General features: G+C 46.9%; 18 protein-coding genes, 8 tRNA genes and 1 rRNA gene. 3 read left to right on the top strand and 24 right to left on the bottom strand.

The features are described from left to right. Nucleotides 1-26: 26 nt before the first annotated feature. The 15 genes from hisIE to AC58QT_RS28915 all read right to left on the bottom strand — a co-directional run bounded on the left by hisIE (nt 27) and on the right by AC58QT_RS28915 (nt 13,913). Nucleotides 27-683 carry a bifunctional phosphoribosyl-AMP cyclohydrolase/phosphoribosyl-ATP diphosphatase HisIE gene (gene hisIE / locus AC58QT_RS28985; protein ID WP_497412010.1) on the bottom strand — a complete coding sequence of 219 codons (657 nt, stop codon included), beginning with the start codon at nt 681-683 and terminating at the stop codon, nt 27-29. Beyond that, the gene (gene hisF, locus AC58QT_RS28980) at nt 680-1,438 is read right to left on the bottom strand and encodes an imidazole glycerol phosphate synthase subunit HisF (RefSeq protein WP_056611288.1); all 759 of its coding nucleotides are present in this window, start codon (nt 1,436-1,438) and stop codon (nt 680-682) included. Before hisF ends, hisIE begins: the two co-directional genes overlap by 4 nt. A 24-nt stretch (nt 1,439-1,462) precedes the next feature. Next, complete coding sequence (gene hisH / locus AC58QT_RS28975) at nt 1,463-2,068, bottom strand: imidazole glycerol phosphate synthase subunit HisH (protein ID WP_497412009.1); 606 nt, start codon at nt 2,066-2,068, stop codon at nt 1,463-1,465. 2 nt (nt 2,069-2,070) lie between these two features. Then, nucleotides 2,071-2,679 (bottom strand): imidazoleglycerol-phosphate dehydratase HisB, encoded by a 609-nt coding sequence (gene hisB / locus AC58QT_RS28970; protein WP_497412008.1) that lies wholly within the window; start codon nt 2,677-2,679, stop codon nt 2,071-2,073. Then, nucleotides 2,680-3,966, bottom strand: a complete 1,287-nt coding sequence (gene hisD, locus AC58QT_RS28965; RefSeq protein ID WP_497412109.1) for a histidinol dehydrogenase — start codon at nt 3,964-3,966, stop codon at nt 2,680-2,682. Nucleotides 3,967-4,003: 37 nt separating this feature from the next. Next, the gene (gene hisG, locus AC58QT_RS28960; RefSeq protein WP_310502431.1) at nt 4,004-4,639 is read right to left on the bottom strand and encodes an ATP phosphoribosyltransferase; all 636 of its coding nucleotides are present in this window, start codon (nt 4,637-4,639) and stop codon (nt 4,004-4,006) included. Between the two features lie 41 nt (nt 4,640-4,680). Further along, nucleotides 4,681-5,862, bottom strand: coding sequence for an ATP phosphoribosyltransferase regulatory subunit (locus AC58QT_RS28955; protein ID WP_497287722.1), 1,182 nt, complete (start codon nt 5,860-5,862; stop codon nt 4,681-4,683). 306 nt (nt 5,863-6,168) lie between these two features. Further along, the gene (locus tag AC58QT_RS28950) at nt 6,169-7,155 is read right to left on the bottom strand and encodes a peptidoglycan-binding domain-containing protein (protein WP_497412007.1); all 987 of its coding nucleotides are present in this window, start codon (nt 7,153-7,155) and stop codon (nt 6,169-6,171) included. 173 nt (nt 7,156-7,328) lie between these two features. Then, nucleotides 7,329-7,817, bottom strand: a complete 489-nt coding sequence (locus AC58QT_RS28945; protein ID WP_497412006.1) for an acyltransferase — start codon at nt 7,815-7,817, stop codon at nt 7,329-7,331. After that, on the bottom strand, nt 7,814-8,473 hold the full coding sequence (ppaX, locus tag AC58QT_RS28940; protein WP_310502435.1) for a pyrophosphatase PpaX: 660 nt from the start codon (nt 8,471-8,473) through the stop codon (nt 7,814-7,816). The genes AC58QT_RS28945 and ppaX overlap by 4 nt, the downstream gene beginning before the upstream one ends. Further along, nucleotides 8,451-9,425: a prolipoprotein diacylglyceryl transferase gene (lgt, locus tag AC58QT_RS28935; protein ID WP_497412005.1), complete on the bottom strand. Its 975-nt coding sequence runs from the start codon at nt 9,423-9,425 to the stop codon at nt 8,451-8,453. The genes ppaX and lgt overlap by 23 nt, the downstream gene beginning before the upstream one ends. Before the next feature lie 23 nt (nt 9,426-9,448). Further along, the gene (gene hprK, locus AC58QT_RS28930; protein WP_497412004.1) at nt 9,449-10,390 is read right to left on the bottom strand and encodes an HPr(Ser) kinase/phosphatase; all 942 of its coding nucleotides are present in this window, start codon (nt 10,388-10,390) and stop codon (nt 9,449-9,451) included. A 172-nt stretch (nt 10,391-10,562) separates the two neighbouring features. Beyond that, on the bottom strand, nt 10,563-11,693 hold the full coding sequence (locus tag AC58QT_RS28925) for an ABC transporter ATP-binding protein (protein WP_497412003.1): 1,131 nt from the start codon (nt 11,691-11,693) through the stop codon (nt 10,563-10,565). A gap of 112 nt (nt 11,694-11,805) precedes the next feature. Next, the gene (locus AC58QT_RS28920; protein ID WP_497287728.1) at nt 11,806-12,921 is read right to left on the bottom strand and encodes a PucR family transcriptional regulator; all 1,116 of its coding nucleotides are present in this window, start codon (nt 12,919-12,921) and stop codon (nt 11,806-11,808) included. Between the two features lie 131 nt (nt 12,922-13,052). After that, complete coding sequence (locus tag AC58QT_RS28915; protein ID WP_497412002.1) at nt 13,053-13,913, bottom strand: NlpC/P60 family protein; 861 nt, start codon at nt 13,911-13,913, stop codon at nt 13,053-13,055. Nucleotides 13,914-14,186: 273 nt separating this feature from the next. Between AC58QT_RS28915 and AC58QT_RS28910 the strand changes: the two genes are divergently transcribed. Genes AC58QT_RS28910 through AC58QT_RS28900 form a run of 3 tightly spaced genes read left to right on the top strand, consistent with a single transcriptional unit; the run spans nt 14,187 to nt 16,691 of the window. After that, on the top strand, nt 14,187-14,777 hold the full coding sequence (locus tag AC58QT_RS28910) for a gluconate 2-dehydrogenase subunit 3 family protein (protein ID WP_497412001.1): 591 nt from the start codon (nt 14,187-14,189) through the stop codon (nt 14,775-14,777). A 2-nt stretch (nt 14,778-14,779) separates the two neighbouring features. Beyond that, nucleotides 14,780-16,342: a GMC family oxidoreductase gene (locus AC58QT_RS28905; protein WP_497412108.1), complete on the top strand. Its 1,563-nt coding sequence runs from the start codon at nt 14,780-14,782 to the stop codon at nt 16,340-16,342. Between the two features lie 49 nt (nt 16,343-16,391). Continuing rightward, entirely contained in the window at nt 16,392-16,691 is a 300-nt protein-coding gene (locus AC58QT_RS28900; protein ID WP_310502443.1) for an MTH1187 family thiamine-binding protein, read from the top strand. A gap of 100 nt (nt 16,692-16,791) precedes the next feature. Here AC58QT_RS28900 and AC58QT_RS28895 read toward each other — a convergent pair. From AC58QT_RS28895 to AC58QT_RS28855, 9 genes are all read right to left on the bottom strand, one after another. Next, nucleotides 16,792-16,864, bottom strand: a tRNA-Lys gene (locus AC58QT_RS28895). 10 nt (nt 16,865-16,874) lie between these two features. Next, a tRNA-Tyr gene (locus tag AC58QT_RS28890) sits at nt 16,875-16,956 on the bottom strand. 44 nt (nt 16,957-17,000) lie between these two features. Continuing rightward, nucleotides 17,001-17,073, bottom strand: a tRNA-Phe gene (locus tag AC58QT_RS28885). A 44-nt stretch (nt 17,074-17,117) separates the two neighbouring features. Beyond that, nucleotides 17,118-17,194 (bottom strand) — tRNA-Asp (locus AC58QT_RS28880). A gap of 27 nt (nt 17,195-17,221) precedes the next feature. Beyond that, nucleotides 17,222-17,297: transfer RNA gene (locus tag AC58QT_RS28875), tRNA-Thr, on the bottom strand. Nucleotides 17,298-17,304: 7 nt separating this feature from the next. Beyond that, nucleotides 17,305-17,380, bottom strand: a tRNA-Val gene (locus tag AC58QT_RS28870). 19 nt (nt 17,381-17,399) lie between these two features. Then, nucleotides 17,400-17,476: transfer RNA gene (locus AC58QT_RS28865), tRNA-Met, on the bottom strand. 27 nt (nt 17,477-17,503) lie between these two features. Then, nucleotides 17,504-17,595: transfer RNA gene (locus tag AC58QT_RS28860), tRNA-Ser, on the bottom strand. A gap of 79 nt (nt 17,596-17,674) precedes the next feature. Then, nucleotides 17,675-17,775: ribosomal RNA gene (locus AC58QT_RS28855) — 23S ribosomal RNA — on the bottom strand; the annotation flags it as partial.

Here is a 17,775-nt window from a genome sequence, read left to right as displayed (position 1 = left end):
CGTGAATTCACTCCAGGTCGTTTACTTTATTTTTTGACGTGACGATTAGCCAGCTCTTTCATAATATCATCCAATGGCAATTTATTATTACGTAAAAGGACCATTAAGTGAAAAATAAGATCGCTCGCTTCATAACGAAGCTCTTCATTGTCTTTATTTTTAGCTGCAATAATGACTTCTGCCGTCTCTTCGCCTACTTTTTTGAGGATTTTATCGACACCTTTTTCGAAAAGGTAAGTCGTATACGCACCCTCAGGACGCTCTGCGTCACGGGATGCGATCACCGCTTCAAGTTCAGCTAAAATAGCGAAACGATCGCCACCAGCAACTGATGCAGCAGCTTCTTCGGCAACACCTTCCACCGGAATGTTCGCTGTGAAACAGGTGTAAGTCCCGTTATGACAAGCAGGTCCTACTTGATCAACTAGAACAAGCAGCGTGTCCGCGTCGCAGTCGTAGCGAAGTGCTTTTACCTTTTGCGTATGACCCGAAGTTGCCCCTTTATTCCAAAGCTCATTACGTGAACGGCTCCAGAACCAAGTGTCACCCGTTTGAATCGTGCGTTGCAAGGACTCGCTGTTCATGTAAGCCAGCATAAGAACTTCTTTACTTACCGCATCTTGTACGATGGCAGGTACAAGCCCCTGCGCGTCATATTTAATTTGATCTACTGAAAATGTCATCGAATCTCAACCCCTTTGCCTTTTAGGTCAGCCTTGACCCCGTCTATCGTTAATTCTTTATAATGAAAAATCGTTGCCGCCAGCCCCGCATCAGCTTTACCTTCGGTGAATACATCATAGAAATGCTCGGCTTTTCCCGCTCCGCCAGAAGCAATCACAGGAATCGTCAGAAGCTCGGATACCGCACGTGTCAGCTTCAAATCGAAACCGTCCTTCGTTCCGTCAGCATCCATGCTCGTTAGCAGGATTTCACCTGCACCTAACTCTTCCACGCGTTTTGCCCATTCCAACGTCTTAATGCCCGTCGGTTTGCGTCCACCATGGGTGTATACTTCCCACTCGCCCCACTCGGGATTGAACTTCGCATCGATGGCTACAACAATACATTGCGAGCCAAACTTCCGTGCACCGTCCGAAACGAGCTGAGGATTAAGCACCGCTGCCGTGTTGATTCCAATTTTGTCCGCGCCTGCTCGAAGAAGTCGTTTCATATCATCGACACTTGAGATGCCGCCGCCTACCGTGAACGGAATCGTAATCTCGCCTGCTGTTTGACGAACGACCTCAACCATCGTTGCCCGCCCTTCAACCGAAGCGGAAATATCGAGAAACACCAGCTCATCCGCGCCTTCTTTATCATATATCGCCGCAAGCTCTACGGGATCACCAGCATCACGTAAATTCACGAAATTTACGCCCTTCACCACTCGGCCATCCTTGACGTCGAGACAAGGGATAATTCTTTTGGCTAACATGCTCAGCACCTCCTTGAGACAACCTTATTTACACAATGTCAAAAAATTACCCAACAGCTGCATGCCGATATCGCCGCTTTTCTCAGGGTGGAACTGCATGCCGTAGACGTTGTCACGACCTACAATCGCCGTTACCGGTTGATAGTAGTCCGTTACCGCCAACAGATCGCTTTCCCGCTCCGGCTTCGCATGGTAGGAATGTACGAAATAGACGTGCCCTTCTTCAATCCCCTTAAAAATTGGACTCTCACTCCGCTTATAACTCAATCGGTTCCAGCCCATATGTGGCACCTTGTAGTCTCCACGGAAACGTACAACTGTACCTGGCAGAAGCCCTAGGCCCTCATGTTGTCCATGCTCTTCACTGCTAGAGAACAATAGTTGCATCCCTAAACAAATGCCAATCATAGGCTTACCAGACGCCGCATATTGCTTAACAACCTCATCCAAGCCCGATTCACGCAGATGCTCCATGGCATCCCCGAACGCTCCGACACCAGGAAGAATAGCGCCTTCTGCCGCTAGAATTTGTGCTGGATCGCCCGTTACAACTGCCTCATAGCCGAGCCGCTCCACCGCTTTGCTCACGCTATGTAAATTACCCATTCCGTAATCGATAATCGCGATCATGCCTACAACATTCCTTTCGTCGAAGGAACCCCCTGAACACGAGGATCAATCGTTGTTGCTTCATCCAGTGCACGACCCAGCGCTTTAAATACGCCTTCGATCATGTGATGCGTGTTATCACCGTAATGCACAATAACATGCAAAGTAATACGAGCTTCTAGCGCGAATTTCCACAGGAACTCTTTTACCAGCTGTGTTTCAAAGCTGCCAACATTCAATGTCGGGTACTCTGCACGGTATTCGAAATGTGGTCGGTTGCTGATATCAATCACAACTTGTGCCAATGCTTCATCCATCGGAACGAATACACTTGCGTAGCGTTTGATGCCTTTCTTGTCGCCTAGCGCTTCGCGCAGGGTTTGGCCTAGACAAATACCAATATCCTCTACCGTGTGGTGATCATCGATTTCGATATCGCCCTTTGCATCCACTTTCAAGTTAAAAATACCGTGCTTCGTGAACAAATCGAGCATATGATTCAGGAAGGGAACATCTGTTTGGAGCTCCGAAATTCCTGTACCGTCTACGTCAAAAGAAAGTTTAATGTCCGTTTCATTCGTCCTACGGGCTACACTCGCTGAGCGCGCTCTTACTTGGTCCTGTTCCGCCATCTAGGTCAACTTCCCTTCCTTTTTAAGTCTGATTTCTACGGCACGCGCATGACCTTCCAGCCCTTCATTACGGGCCAAAGTCATGATCATCTCACCGTTTGCGAGTAAAGCTTCCTTGCTATAGTGAATGACGCTTGATTTTTTGAGGAAATCGTCCACATTCAGTGGCGATGAGAATCGTGCTGTGCCATTCGTTGGCAGCACGTGGTTAGGGCCGGCGAAATAATCGCCGACAGGCTCTGTGCTATAGGCGCCTAAGAAAATGGCACCTGCATTCTCAATGCGAGGCAGCCACGTGAAAGGCTCCTGCACCAGCAGCTCACAGTGCTCCGGCGCCAAGCGATTGATCACGTCCACGCCTTCGTCGAGTGAGTCGACAAGCAGGATCGCGCCTTTCGTCGCCGTGGAGACGGCGGCTATGGCTTTCTTCGGCAGCAGATCCAGCTGCCGCCATAACGCTAGCCGTACTTCTTCGGCTAGCTCAGGTGAAGGTGTCACCAGAATCGACGGTGACATCTCATCATGCTCGGCCTGCGCTAGCAAGTCGGCCGCGACGTACTCCGGATCGGCGTGCTCGTCAGCGAGCACGACAATGTCTGTTGGTCCGGCGATCATGTCGATATCGACGACGCCGAACACGAAGCGCTTCGCCAGCGCGACGTAGATGTTGCCAGGGCCGACGATTTTGTCGACCGGCGCAATCGAGTCTGTCCCGTAGGCCAGCGCAGCAATCGCCTGCGCCCCGCCTACGCGGTAGATCTCTTTCACACCCGCTTCGGCCGCGGCCACGAGAATATGCGGGTTAATGCCTTCTTCGCCCGCGGTGGACGGTGGCGTCACCATCGCGATCTCTGGCACCCCTGCGACGATCGCAGGGATGGCGTTCATAAGCACGGAGGACGGGTACGCCGCCTTCCCTCCGGGCACGTACAATCCGACCCGCTTCAGCGGTCGGATGATTTGGCCCAGCAGACTGCCGTCCGGCTGCAGGTCCATCCAAGAGTTGCGTTTCTGCTTCTCATGAAACGCACGAATGTTAGCGGCGGCTTGACGCAGCGCCGCCAGGAACGCGGCGTCGACTTGCGCGTACGCCGCTTGGATCTCTTCGTCGCTGACGCGGAGCTCAGCGACTTCGACACCGTCGAACTGCTGCGCTAAGCGCCGCAGTGCGGTGTCCCCGTCCTGCCGCACTTCATCGATGATGCGGCGGACGGACTCATTTTGCTCCGGTGAGCCGTATTCGACCTCGCGGTTTAATTGAAATTCGGAGGCGGGCATGATCCGCATCTTCATCATCCTCTCTCATCTTGCGTTTCGCTTCAATTTATAGCTTCACTGTCGGCAATACGGTCTGCAGCATATCGCACAACCGTTGGATAGAATCATTCTTCATCCGGTAACTCACACGGTTCGCAATTAAGCGGCTCGTAATTTGAAAAATCTCTTCTTGCTCCACAAGCCCATTTTCCTTCAAAGTCTGTCCGGTCTCCACCATATCTACGATGCGGTCAGCTAGTCCAATCAGGGGAGCCAACTCGATAGAACCGTTCAACTTGATGACTTCGACTTGTTGTCCCTTTTCACGGAAATATTGAGAGGCCACATTCGGATATTTGGTCGCAACACGCGGGTTAATGACCTCTTTCCAATCCGGTAGACCGATAACCGACATGCGGCATCGCGCGATTCCTAGATCCAATAATTCGTAAACATTCCGATTTTCTTCCATCAGAACATCTTTCCCTACAACCCCGATATCAGCTACACCGTATTCCACATAGGTCGGCACATCAACCGGTTTGGCCAAAATGAATTCCATTTTCGCACCAGGCACAGGGATAATTAAACGACGACCTTCTTCCAAATCCTCAGGAATAGGCAATCCTGCTTTCGTAAACAGCTTCGCTGCTTGTTTATAGATACGGCCTTTCGGCATCGCTACTTTTAGAATGTCATCCACCGTTCCAACCTCCTTCTAACTTCCCTCATCTCGCTGAGAGGTTATTCCGCTATCAACTTAATGACTTCAGCATATCCTGCTTCATCCAGATCTTTGATCTGAGTAGGCGTAATAAGTTGCGTGATAACCACACTCGCTTCCAAGTTGTTATCGCTTCTCAGGTTCTTTGCCTGCTGCAAAGCTTCTTCGCGATGCTCCGCATCGTAGGCAATGAGCACACGTTTCGGTTGTGTCACCTGCTCCTTACCTGTTACTTCGAGGATGCGATTTGTTTTCAACGCGAACCCTGTTGCTGGTGCTGGACGTCCAAACTGACTCAGTAAGTTGTCGTAACGCCCCCCGCTACACACAGGGAAGCCCAAATCAGCTGCATACCCCTCAAACGTCATACCTGTATAATAGGAGAAATCTCCAATCATCGTTAAATCAATCACAACATGCTCACTCACGCCATATGCCTTTAGAACGTCCCATACTTCACAAAGGTGCCGAATCGCATCCTGAGCGATTGGATGTTGAGAAACCATGCGAGCTTGCTCGCAAATCTCGTCACCGCCACGCAGCCTTAGCACGCCGTCCAGCTCACGCTCTACATCAGGCGCAAGGGATAACGTTTTAATAGCTTCCCGGTACCCAACGTAATCACGGCTAAGCAGATGCTCCTTCAAAGCAAGCTGAGCCTCTGTGCGCCCATCCAGGGTTTCTTGGAATAATCCGTTCAAAAAGCCAACATGGCCCAATGCGATTTTAAATTTCTCCACACCAGCTGCCTGCAGTGATGCGATCGCTAACGCCACAACTTCTGCATCAGCTTCCGACGACACATCCCCGATCAGTTCGACGCCCGTCTGATAAAATTCCGAATCTCTGCCCGCTTCTTCCTCAATCGAACGGAATACATTGGAATGATAGGAAAGACGGAGTGGAAATGCTTGTTCCTTTAAAAGTGAAGAAGCAACACGTGCAATAGGAGCTGTCAGTTCTGAACGCAGAACAAGCGTCTTCCCCTTACGGTCTAGGAGCTTAAACAACTTCTTATCTTCTGTGGAGCTTGCAACACCAACTGTATCGTAATATTCAAGTGTAGGTGTAATAATCTGGTTGTATCCCCAGCGTCCCATACAGGCCAATACACGGAATTCTATATTTCTGAGTTTCGTAACCGCATCAGGCAAATAATCTTTCGCGCCTAACGGCTTTTCAAATACTTTTGGCTTAGACACCGTCTCACCTCAATAAGTAGGAGTATAATCGTTATCTTCATATATCTTATCTCAAAATACTTTAGTACATTAACGTGCTACCATACTACCAAAATAAAGAATGTACGGCTATTTTAACACGTATCCTATAGAGCGTCAATCATCTATGCCATGTTGAACGGCTCAATTTGCAGAACATATTTGACATGATTTTATTTATGAAATCCGTTTTAAGAATGGCATATAAACCCATAGCACGTCAACTGTGCTAAACAAGTAAAAAAGACATGCTGTCACGGCAGCATGCCTTCTTTAAAGTACGATGAATTAATCTTCGTCTACGGGACCATTCGGAGTCTTACCACCATTCGGTGCCTGTATTTGACCACCATTCGGCGCTTTACTTCCATTTAGCCCATTGCCATTGCCATTTCCATTTCCATTTGGCGACTGATATTGACCATTCCCGTTGCCGTTACCGTTTGGCATAGGTGCTTGTCCGTTTTGTCCATTTCCATTTCCGTTTCCGTTACCATTGCCATTGCCATATGGCGCTGGCGTTGCTCCACCGTTTGGTGCTGGCTTTGGTCCACCATTAGGGCCTGGTGTTTGCGTAGCACTCGGGCCTTGTTGGCCTCCACCGTTGCCTCCACCTTCGATCTTACCGCCGCCTTGGCCCTTGCCTCCGCCGATGCCATTACCTCCACCTTGGCCTTGGCCTCCGCCTCCGCCTTTACCTCCACCTTGGCCTTGGCCTCCGCCTCCGCCGTTACCTCCACCTTGGCCCTGACCTCCGCCACCGCCATTACCTCCACCTTGGCCTTGGCCTCCGCCACCGCCATTACCTCCACCTTGGCCTTGGCCTCCGCCTCCGCCGCTACCTCCGCCTTGACCTTGGCCTCCGCCAAAGCCATTACCTCCACCTTGGCCCTTGCCTCCGCCTTTACCGCGTCCTTGACCCTGACCCACACCTTTAAGCTTTAAATAACCATAAGTAATTGATTCGAGCGTACGGTTATCAACCGCGCCGGTTACCGGCAATCCATGCTTCTTTTGAAAATACTTGACGCCTTGAACTGTCGCATTATCGTAGTAACCGTTAATATCACCAGAATAGCTGCCTAGTGATTTCAGCATCCCTTGGATGACATATACATCAGGCCCATGTGCCGGCTTACCTACGGCCAAACTCGTCGTTGGCAGGGCTACAATCAACATGAGTGCAAATACGATTGCACCTACACGCTTTCTAATCGACCATCCAAAGTTACCTTTTTTCCCATCTACGTTTTTACTACGATTCCATTGCTGCACTTAACCGACACCTTCCCTTTGCCTATAATTTCACTGCGTCTTTACTATTCCCTATCTCTCACTTGTATTAGTCGTTTTTTTGAAATTCTGCTCGAACAATTATGGAAACTCTAACAATTGTTGGTACAAAAAAAGACCCAACATCCTAAGATGTTGAGTCCACTGTATACCTATTACGCACTACCCGATCGAATGACTTGCAAAGGATTGCCCGCCACGAAACTATGCGGAGCTACATCCTTGTGAACAATTGAGCCAGCGCCGATAATCGCATAATCACCAATTGTTACACCCGGCAGAATCGTTGTGTTAGCCCCAATCATCACATGGGATCCAATATTTACATCACCTAATCGATATTCCTTTGTTAAATACTCATGCGCCAGAATCGTCGTATTATAGCCAATGATCGTATTGCCTCCGACATGAATCCTCTCTGGAAAAAAAACATCTACCATCACCATCAGAGCAAATGCCGAATTCTCACCAACGGTCATACCTAGAACATGACGATAAATCCAATTTTTCAAACGTAATGACGGGGAATAGCGCGTAATTTGAATAAACATGAAATTCCGCATGGCCTTCCATCGGCTTACGGTCTGGTAAATTTGCCACAACGCGTTTGGGCCATCTACTGGGTACTTTTCTGTCTTCCTCAATCAGCCTTCACTTCCGCCGAGATCCCTACTAACGGTAACAGGTCAAACATATCATCAACAATATGATCAGGGTTATACTGCTCCAGATAGGAGCGCCCTTTCCATGACCAGGATACACCGACAGAAGTAACTCCTGCATTCTGCGCAGCCTCAATATCATAATGGCTATCGCCTACCATCATGGCTTCTTCCGCCTTGCTGCCTAACTCTTTCAGCGCTGCAATTATGCCCTCAGGACTTGGCTTCGGCTCCTTAACATCATCCACGGTCACAATGACGCTGATATAAGAATCCAACCCACAAAGCTTCAGTCCCATCAACGTCGTAAGTCTAATCTTGCTCGTCACGATGCCGATTTTAATACCTTTTTCGTGAAGCTTCGCCATCACCGTACGTACGTTCGGGAACTCCTTTACAAGCTCATCATGTTTAGATAAGTTAAACTCACGATACTTTGTAATGAGCGCTTCAACTTCTTTACGACCTGTAAAAAACTCCATCTGCTCCACTAACGGGCGCCCCATATTGGGAATAATCAATTCCCGACTAACAGGCTCTGGCGTTTCACCTTCTAAACTATGCAAAAACGATTGTACAATCAATTCATTCGTATCTACAATCGTGCCATCTAAATCAAAGAGTACGGTTTGAATCATAGTTAACTCCTTTATCTGTCTCTTCCTCTTTCATCACTTTGTTTTTATCTACCGCTAATGTCGAAACAATAGGATCCGAATAACGAGCATTCGAGTACCCTTTTTTCCTTCTAATGATAATCATCGTCACTGCCGTGATAACGATTAGGAGCGCTAGCAACTGTGAGAATCGAATATTCCCTCCATAGGTAAGAACACCAGGTTCGAAGACAATTTTCATCGGTGACCAAAGCGTATTCATCAAAGAAGCCAGCCACGCAGGCCCTGTGATGTCCAAGCTGTCTGTACGTACCCCTTCAATGAAGAACCGTCCGATTGAATACCAGATAAAATAACCTAGGAACAGCTCCCCTGCCCGCAAGAAAGGTCTCCGACGAATCCATAACAAGAGCAGCAGCCCTATAAAGCTCCAAACAGATTCATAGAGGAACGCTGGGTGATAAAACGTACCTTCAATGTTCATTTGATTCACGATAAAGTTAGGCAAATGTAAGGTGTCTCTCAGGAATGACTCCTCAACTGGCCCCCCGTGAGCCTCCTGATTCATGAAATTCCCCCAACGGCCAATCGCTTGTCCTACAATCAAACCTGGCGCAAGGATATCGGCGATACGAAAGAAGTTGTAACCCTTCGCTCGAATGTAGAACGAGGCCCCAATGATAGCACCGATCAGTGCGCCATAAATCGCAATCCCACCGTGCCATATCATGAATACTTCCCATAAATTATCCTTATAATCAGCCCATTGGAAGGCAACATAATAAATTCTAGCCCCAATAATGGCAGATGGAACCCCAATTAACAATAAATCCATGAAGAAATCAGGTACGATTTTGAATCGTTTTCCTTCTCTAATCGCCAACATTAAACCGATTAATGCTGCTGTACCTAAAATAATGCCATACCACCGGACATGAATCGGTCCGAGGGAGAACGCCACACTTTCTAACATAGTTTCACTCCCTTAGTTTGTGGTCAATCAAAATCCTCAAAATCCTCATTCAGCGATTCCGTCAATTTATTCGTAAACTGCAGAGCCGCGTTGTAGCCCATACGTTTCAAACGATAATTCATCGCTGCAACCTCTACGATGACTGCTAAGTTTCGACCTGGTCGAACAGGTATCGTTACGAGAGGCAAATCGGTATCAATAATCCGAGTCAGCTCCTCGTCTAAGCCTAAACGATCATATTGTTTTTCTTGCTGCCAGTTTTCCAATTTAACCACGACCGAGATCTTCTTCACGTTACGAATCGCGCCAGCGCCGAATAACGTCATCACATTGATAATACCAACGCCGCGGATTTCAAGTAAATGCCGAATAAGTTCTGGTGCGTTACCCGTCAGCACTTTATCTCCATTTTGCCTAATTTCTACTGCGTCATCCGCAATGAGTCTGTGTCCCCTTTTCACAAGCTCTAGGGCTGTTTCACTTTTCCCAATTCCACTGCTGCCGGTAATCAACATCCCTACGCCGTACACATCCACAAGTACACCGTGTATAGTCGTGCTAGGAGCTAGCTTGTTTTCGAGAAAACCTGTTAGGCGACTTGCAAAAATCGTTGTTGAAAGCTGTGTTCGAAGCACAGTCAAATCCCGTTTGGTCGCTTCCTCCAGCAATTCAACGGGAACCTCGAGTCCTCTCGTTACAATAATACATGGCGTTTCCTCGGAAGCACATAGCTGTTCAACCCGATTTCTTCGAACGCCAGTGGTCAACATTTCTATAAACGTAATTTCGGTTTTTCCCAGCATTTGAATACGCTCTTTGGGGTGATAATTAAAATAGCCAGCCATCTCAAGACCAGGGCGATAGAGGTCCCCTGTTGTAATTAGACGCTTTAAGCCACCCTCACCTGCTAATACTTCCATATGTAGCTGTTCCACCATTTCGGAAACCTTTACCTTTTTGGCCATCGTTGTAGCTCCTTCGAATTTGCTTATGTACCATGTGCTTGCCTTTGTAGCACGCAGGCTTCCAATAGTTTCATCGTAATGGAATACCTAGTTGAAATCAACTACTGTGTTTCATGATGCTCAAAATAAACAAAAAAACCAGCCGATAACGGCTGGCCTTTCAGTACAATCCTTATAGGTTAGGGTTAACCAAGATGGAAAGTGTAGTTTCTTTATCGAAGAAATGAACTTTGTTCATGTCTAGTGCCAATTTAACGTTTGTACCTTCTTTGATTCCGGAACGACCGTCAACACGAGCGATTACTGTGTTAGCGCCGATACCGTTCAAGTACAAGTACATTTCGTGACCCAAGTTCTCAGTCAATTCAACGTTAACGTTGAATACTGTGTTCGGGGAAGCTTCCAAGAATACTGGCTCTTCGTGAATATCTTCTGGACGAACTCCCAGAATCACTTCTTTGCCAACAAATCCTTTGTCTTTAAGAACTTGTGCTTTACCTGCTGGAACTTCAACATTTACGGAACCAGCTTTGAAGAATACACCGCCGCCTTCAGAAGCCAATGTTCCAGTCATGAAGTTCATGGATGGAGATCCAATGAAGCCCGCAACGAACATGTTAACTGGGAAGTTGTAGATTTCTTCAGGTGTAGCAGCTTGTTGAATGATACCTTTATCCATAACAACGATACGATCGCCCATTGTCATAGCTTCGATTTGGTCATGCGTTACGTAGATTGTCGTAACACCAAGACGTTTTGTCAATTTAGTGATTTCCGCACGCATTTGTACACGAAGTTTCGCATCCAAGTTGGAAAGCGGCTCATCCATTAAGAATACTTGTGGCTCACGAACAATCGCACGACCCAAGGCAACACGTTGACGTTGACCACCGGAAAGAGCTTTTGGCTTACGATCAAGCAAGTGAACGATATCTAGAATTTTCGCTGCTTCGCGAACGCGAGCATCGATATCAGCTTTTTTGAATTTACGAAGTTTCAATCCGAATGCCATGTTTTGATAAACAGTCATATGCGGATAAAGAGCGTAGGATTGGAATACCATCGCGATATCGCGATCTTTTGGAGCTACGTCATTTACAAGGCGGTCTCCGATGTAAAGTTCACCTTCAGTGATTTCCTCTAAGCCTGCGATCATACGAAGAGTTGTGGATTTTCCGCAACCGGATGCACCAACAAGTACTACGAACTCTTTGTCAGCAACTTCAAGATGGAAATCTTTAACTGTTGATTCTTCTGCACCAGAATATCTTTTAACGATATGATTTAAACGTACGCCTGCCATGATTTCATTCCCCCTACAATTTATCGTTCAACTGCTTTATTTTTCAACATTTCTATATACACATCTTACCCTACGAACGGCGGACTGACTATGCACAATCCCTACAAAAAAATCACTTTCTTTTCGTTACTTTGTACAATAGCAAGGCCAGACGTACCAAAACCGCATGATTAAACGTTCTAACATCCAGTCCAGTCTCGTTCTTGAACTTGTCCAATCGATAGAGCAGCGTATTTCTATGAATATAAAGCTTCTTCGCTGTTTCACTCACATTACAGTCGAGTGTAAAGAAATGCTCCAGCGTCGTTACCGTCTCGCTATCCAGCACATGATCCGTGCCGCGGAGCACCTGCTCAAGGAAATCAGTTTTTTCTTCTTCCTCAATGAGGTGCAGCAACTTCTCTAAGCGAAGTTCCCAACGCAAATGAATAAAACTGCCTACATGGAAGGATCGGCCCAGCATAATGGTCTCGCGCAGCTTAAGCACCGTAGCAAACATAGACTTCGCTGGTTTCACAGGGAAATCAATCGCTAAGTGGCATTCCCCTACCCATTCATTTGCCAACATCTCATATAAACCTGAACCAAGTGCATCGAGCGTCTGCTCAACACTCTCTTCCTCATCTCCATCACGTTCCTCACTACCACTAGTAATAAGGACCTCTGGTGCTAGGATCAACCACTCCTTTTCCAATAAAGGAATAAGAATAATTTCGGCTTCAAAAAATGATTCCAAAAGCTTCTTTAGCTCCGTATAGGAAACACGCTGATTCTGAGGATAATCTCCATATAACAGCAATGGAATTTTGGTTGAGTATAACGATGACTGCGAAGCAAGTGCATCTGGCAACTCAGCATGACTCGTGCCACGTTCCATTTGCTGCAGCAGCCATTCTCTTAATTGGTTAGACTTTCTTTCATCTTCCGACAGATACGAACCAAATTGCTTCTTCTCTAGGGTTTGTTTGGATTCAATCGTTAGTTCAACAAGCTTGCGTTCTGATGTAGTCAGTTTACTCCCATCCATCTGCAGGACACGAACTTCTTTATGCTCCATTGAAACGAAAAAAAGAACTTCCTGGCCCCGGATCACGCTTCGACTTAATCCTTCGTGGCGCTCTCCCTGATCCTCCACAAGCTGGTGCCAATCGGACTCAGGTATCAGGCTTATCTGTATTGGCGACTGTAAGACCGCTTCCAATCGCTCTTTGACATGCTCCCAAATCATCTGCCTTCACTCCTTATTGCCTATAGCATCTTCTATATTTTTCTCTCTATTGTATCATATGTCTGCCTATTGCTGTGAATGGAAAGGAACCCTCCAGTCAAATTGACTTGAGGGCCCTTATGTAAGTAGTGCTATTTGATTACGCGACGAGCTGTTACGTAGTGATCAGCCCACCAATCTTTATTGATAGATGTGAATTTTACGCCACCTTCACCATACGTATGAATCATCATGCCGTTTCCTACATAAATCCCCACATGCCCAATGTTTTTACCGGAGTCAACCGTTGTAAAGAAAACCAAGTCCCCCGTTTGCAAATTGCTTTTGCTAACGAAAACGCCTTCCTTAGCTTGGTCACGCGATACACGCGGCAACGTAATTCCATAAGCAGCGAACACTGTTTTGGTAAAAGAGGAGCAGTCCATGGTTTTGGTTTGACCATATTTAGCACCAAATTCATAAGGAACTCCAAGATATTTCTGAGCTGTCAAAATCAGTTCTGCTTTCAAACGATCCTTAGCTGAAAGAATACTTCTTCCGCCAATGAAGCTGCCCTTAAGTTCGCTAACATTCCGAGTGATAACTTCATCTTTGCTCTGGGATGCCATAACCATTTTGCCTTGGCCCACATAGATCCCAGCAAAAGAAGGTTTTGAACCACTCCCAAAGAACAAAATGTCCCCTGGTTCTGCCTTATCTATTTTTGTAATTTTCGTTGATTTCATGTTGAATTGCGCTGCTAAAGTTCTAGGTACTGTGTAATTTAGCGTTTCATAGACATAATAGATCAGTCCAGACGAATCAAATCCGGCAGACGGTGCTTCATTACTTTTAGCGTAATCGACACCCACCATTTTTTTGGCTAAAGAAACGGCATCCATATCATCATTTGCGGCATACGCGGAAACAGCTGTTGTAGCTGATAAGGCGATCGTGATCGCAGCAGTGATTCCTATGATTCCTAATGTGCGTTGTGCAAGACTCTTTAACATTGTATTTCCTCCTGTACATGCTCTCTTGGGTGAATTGAATTGGCTAAAATGGAAAACTTCTCAGTTACTAGTACAAGATTACCATGGTAATGAAAAGACTTTCATTCCTAAAATATTTCCTAACATCCATGACATTGGCAATGATGCCAATTGTTTCATTTTGTGATTTCAATCAACATCCTCATGGCCAGTCTCATATTCTCCGTGGAATTGGAAATAATTGTAGTAGCACTTTATTTCGAATTTATTCTCGTAACTATGGAGGTGATAAGCATGAAAAATCATAATCATTACCCAACTTATGATGTCATGGAAGAAAGCAAGGAATGGGATGCCCATACCAGATCTATAGTGACGGGCCGCCTCGTTCGTGAGCAGGCGTATGGCTATTTAACATTCTCCGAGGCCGAAAATCTGCGTATTTGGTGCTCCCTGCTTATGGATGATCATCGTGGAGAAATCATTCAATACATCATTAGCCATATCGATCAAGTACTGGCTGACAATAAAGGTGAAGGAAATAAAAAGGTGGATACACCTCCTATTCGAACTCTTATCCGTCAAGGTCTTAAAGCCATTGACGAAACGGGATGGATTGCGAATAGTCAGCCATTCTTTCAATTAGATGAGACGAACCAACGCAGCATCATGCTTCAAATCAGCAGCGACAGCTATCCACCAACGACAAATTGGGAAGGTATCCCTCAGAAAATCTTGTTTCAAAAGCTTCTTCAACTAAGTATTGAAGCTTACTATGCTCATCCTGTGGTTTGGTCCGAAATTGGTTTCGGAGGACCTGCTTATCCACGCGGGTACACACTTAACAGTCCTGGTGAATTAGAGTCCTGGGAGGCTGTAAAATGACTATGAAGTGGCGTTTTGAAAATGATACCGTGGATATTGTCATCGTAGGAGCTGGCGCTGCTGGAGGGGTTCTAGCCAAGGAACTCAGCGAAGCAGGACTTGGAGTCGTTGTCATTGATGCGGGACCGTGGCGCGATCCAGAGAGGGATTTCGCCAGTGATGAGCTCAGCATGAAGCGATTAGGTTGGGAGGATACGCGCCTTGTGGATGCTGCCCAGCCTTTCGTTACAGGTAAGCATCAATCAGGTATGGGGATTGGAGGAGGCACTCAGAACTTTACTGGTGTATTTCTGCGATTTCATGAGTCTGATTTCAAAACAAAGGCCATCGATGGCGTTGGAGAAGATTGGCCCATACACTACAAAGATTTGGAGTCTTATTACACGAGAATTGAAAAAGAAGTCTCCGTATCCGGCCCGAAGCACTTCCCATGGGGGAACTTTCAAGGTCCCTATCCCTTTCCAGCTTTAGATTCGCTTAGCCCCAATGCTGTCTTATTTCACAGAGGCTGCAAATCACTAGGCATCCAATCCACACCTACACCTTTAGCCATCTTATCTACGCCACTAGAAGACCGCTCATCTTGCACCAATCGCGGTTTCTGTCTACAAGGTTGTATGACTAATGCCAAATTTAGCACCTTGATTATGCACATTCCTAAAGCCGTTCAGGCTGGTGCAGAAATTCTCGCGGACTGCAGAGTCACTCAAATTGAGGTTAATGACTATGGGCATGCCTGCGGCGTTCTGTTTGTCCATGAAGGTGTTACCTATCGCCAACGAGCCAAAACCGTCATCCTCTGCGCGCATGCCGTAGAGACACCTCGGCTGCTCCTGCATTCAGCCACACCTCAGTTCCCTAATGGTTTGGCAAACTCCAGTGGTTGGGTTGGCAGGGCGATAATGACACATAGCAGTAACGATGTTTATGCTAAGTTTGAAGAGGAAGTTCGCTTGTACAAAGGAACTCCCGTCCTGGCGTCTACCCAAGAGTTCTATGAAACTGATTCACGCAGAGGCTTTGTCCGCGGCTATACCTTGCACGCGCACGGCTCAAGGCCTATTGAAATGGCAGAAGGTATTCGCAAAGCCACAGAAGCCCCTTTATGGGGCTCATCATTCAGACAAGCTATGCAAGATTACAATTATTATGGTCGTCTCAAAATGGTAGGTGAAGTACTGCCTGCTTGGAACAATCACGTAGCCCTCTCTGATGAAAAAGATGAATACGGCATGCCCTTGGCATCCTTAAGTTTTCATTACTGCGAGAACGATCTCAAACTCCTTAATCACGCTGTTGAAAATATGAAACTGATTCTCCGGGCCGCTGGTGGAGAGATCGCCTATACCGTTCCAGATACACAACATCTAATGGGTGGTTGTCGAATGGGGAATAACCCTATGACATCCGTAGTTAATTCGTATGGGCAAAGTCACGACATACCCAACTTGTTTATTTGCGATGCTAGCGTATTCGTCACCTCCAGTGGAGGTAACCCTACGCTTACTGTAATGGCATTAGCTGCACGAACAGCCGATTACATTATTGACCTCGCAAGCTCCTGATTGTTATCCTTAACAGCAAGTACACAAAAAGGAAGGAGCCTGCGTCCCTATGGCAATAGCTGAATTTACCATCATCCCCATCGGAACAGCCACAACCAGCCTAAGCGGCTATGTCGCTGACCTCCATAAAGAATTAGAGCGTCATACTGATATCCGCTTTCAAATGACACCCATGGGCACCATCCTGGAAGGCCCCCTAGACCGTTTATTCGAGGTCATCCGTGCCGTCCACGAGGTTCCCTTCTTGCATGGCGCTGCGCGTGTTTCCACGTCCATCAAAATCGATGATCGCCGCGACAAGCCCGCCTCCATGGAACAAAAAATGCAGTCTGTCGCAGACAAGCTCTGAACAGCCCTGCATACAAAAAAGCATCCCCGCAAAAGGATGCTTTTTCTTATGCCTATAAACAAAAAAAGACCCTACGGCCTTGTAAATTTACTAATAAAAGTGAGTCATGTAGGATTCGAACCTACGACACCCTGATTAAAAGTCAGGTGCTCTACCAACTGAGCTAATGACTCGTAGGGAAAATGGAGGCTGATGGATTCGAACCACCGAACTCGAAGAGAGCAGATTTACAGTCTGCCGTGTTTAGCCACTTCACTAAGCCTCCAGATACGAGATACCCGTACTGCCAAAGCAATACAACCATCTCAATGGCTTTGGACGGAATCGAACCGCCGACACGAGGATTTTCAGTCCTCTGCTCTACCGACTGAGCTACAAAGCCAAAATGATTATTTATAGCATGTCCTACATTAATTGTAAAAGAAATGGCGGAGCTGACGGGATTCGAACCCGCGGTCTCCTGCGTGACAGGCAGGCATGTTAGGCCACTACACCACAGCTCCATGCTACAAAAGGTTAAACCATAAAAATGGTGCCGTCGAGAGGACTTGAACCCCCAACCTACTGATTACAAGTCAGTTGCTCTACCAGTTGAGCTACAACGGCGTAAATATGGTGGAGGCTGACGGGATCGAACCGCCGACCCTCTGCTTGTAAGGCAGATGCTCTCCCAGCTGAGCTAAGCCTCCATCTGGTGATTTGGTTTTATGGTAGCGGCAGAGGGGCTCGAACCCCCGACCTTACGGGTATGAACCGTACGCTCTAGCCAGCTGAGCTACGCCGCCACATAAAAGTGTATATATATTTGGAACTGGCGGAGAGAGAGGGATTCGAACCCTCGCACCACTTACGCAGTCTAACCCCTTAGCAGAGGGTCCCCTTATAGCCACTTGGGTATCTCTCCAAGATATATATACGATTCAGGAATAGTATTCCCTGAAAACTAGATACGAAACTCGCGTAAAGGTAAAGTTCTTAGGAATTTGGTTAAGCCCTCGACCGATTAGTATTCGTCAGCTGCATACGTTGCCGCACTTCCACCTCGAACCTATCAACCTCGTCGTCTACAAGGGGTCTTACATAC

Source organism: Paenibacillus sp. J31R109 (assembly GCF_059692055.1).
Note: the sequence above shows the minus strand (reverse complement) of the source record. Positions and strands in the feature narration are given on the sequence as shown.

Coding starts and splice junctions, on each gene's coding strand:
- hisIE (WP_497412010.1), bottom strand. CDS start 683: ATGACATTTTCAGTAGATCAAATTAAATATGACGCGCAGGGGCTTGTA.
- AC58QT_RS28905 (WP_497412108.1), top strand. CDS start 14,780: ATGAAGTGGCGTTTTGAAAATGATACCGTGGATATTGTCATCGTAGGA.
- ppaX (WP_310502435.1), bottom strand. CDS start 8,473: ATGATTCAAACCGTACTCTTTGATTTAGATGGCACGATTGTAGATACG.
- hisH (WP_497412009.1), bottom strand. CDS start 2,068: ATGATCGCGATTATCGATTACGGAATGGGTAATTTACATAGCGTGAGC.
- hisD (WP_497412109.1), bottom strand. CDS start 3,966: ATGCGGATCATGCCCGCCTCCGAATTTCAATTAAACCGCGAGGTCGAA.
- lgt (WP_497412005.1), bottom strand. CDS start 9,425: ATGTTAGAAAGTGTGGCGTTCTCCCTCGGACCGATTCATGTCCGGTGG.
- hisB (WP_497412008.1), bottom strand. CDS start 2,679: ATGGCGGAACAGGACCAAGTAAGAGCGCGCTCAGCGAGTGTAGCCCGT.
- hprK (WP_497412004.1), bottom strand. CDS start 10,390: ATGGCCAAAAAGGTAAAGGTTTCCGAAATGGTGGAACAGCTACATATG.
- AC58QT_RS28900 (WP_310502443.1), top strand. CDS start 16,392: ATGGCAATAGCTGAATTTACCATCATCCCCATCGGAACAGCCACAACC.
- hisF (WP_056611288.1), bottom strand. CDS start 1,438: ATGTTAGCCAAAAGAATTATCCCTTGTCTCGACGTCAAGGATGGCCGA.
- AC58QT_RS28920 (WP_497287728.1), bottom strand. CDS start 12,921: ATGATTTGGGAGCATGTCAAAGAGCGATTGGAAGCGGTCTTACAGTCG.
- AC58QT_RS28915 (WP_497412002.1), bottom strand. CDS start 13,913: ATGTTAAAGAGTCTTGCACAACGCACATTAGGAATCATAGGAATCACT.
- AC58QT_RS28925 (WP_497412003.1), bottom strand. CDS start 11,693: ATGGCAGGCGTACGTTTAAATCATATCGTTAAAAGATATTCTGGTGCA.
- AC58QT_RS28910 (WP_497412001.1), top strand. CDS start 14,187: ATGAAAAATCATAATCATTACCCAACTTATGATGTCATGGAAGAAAGC.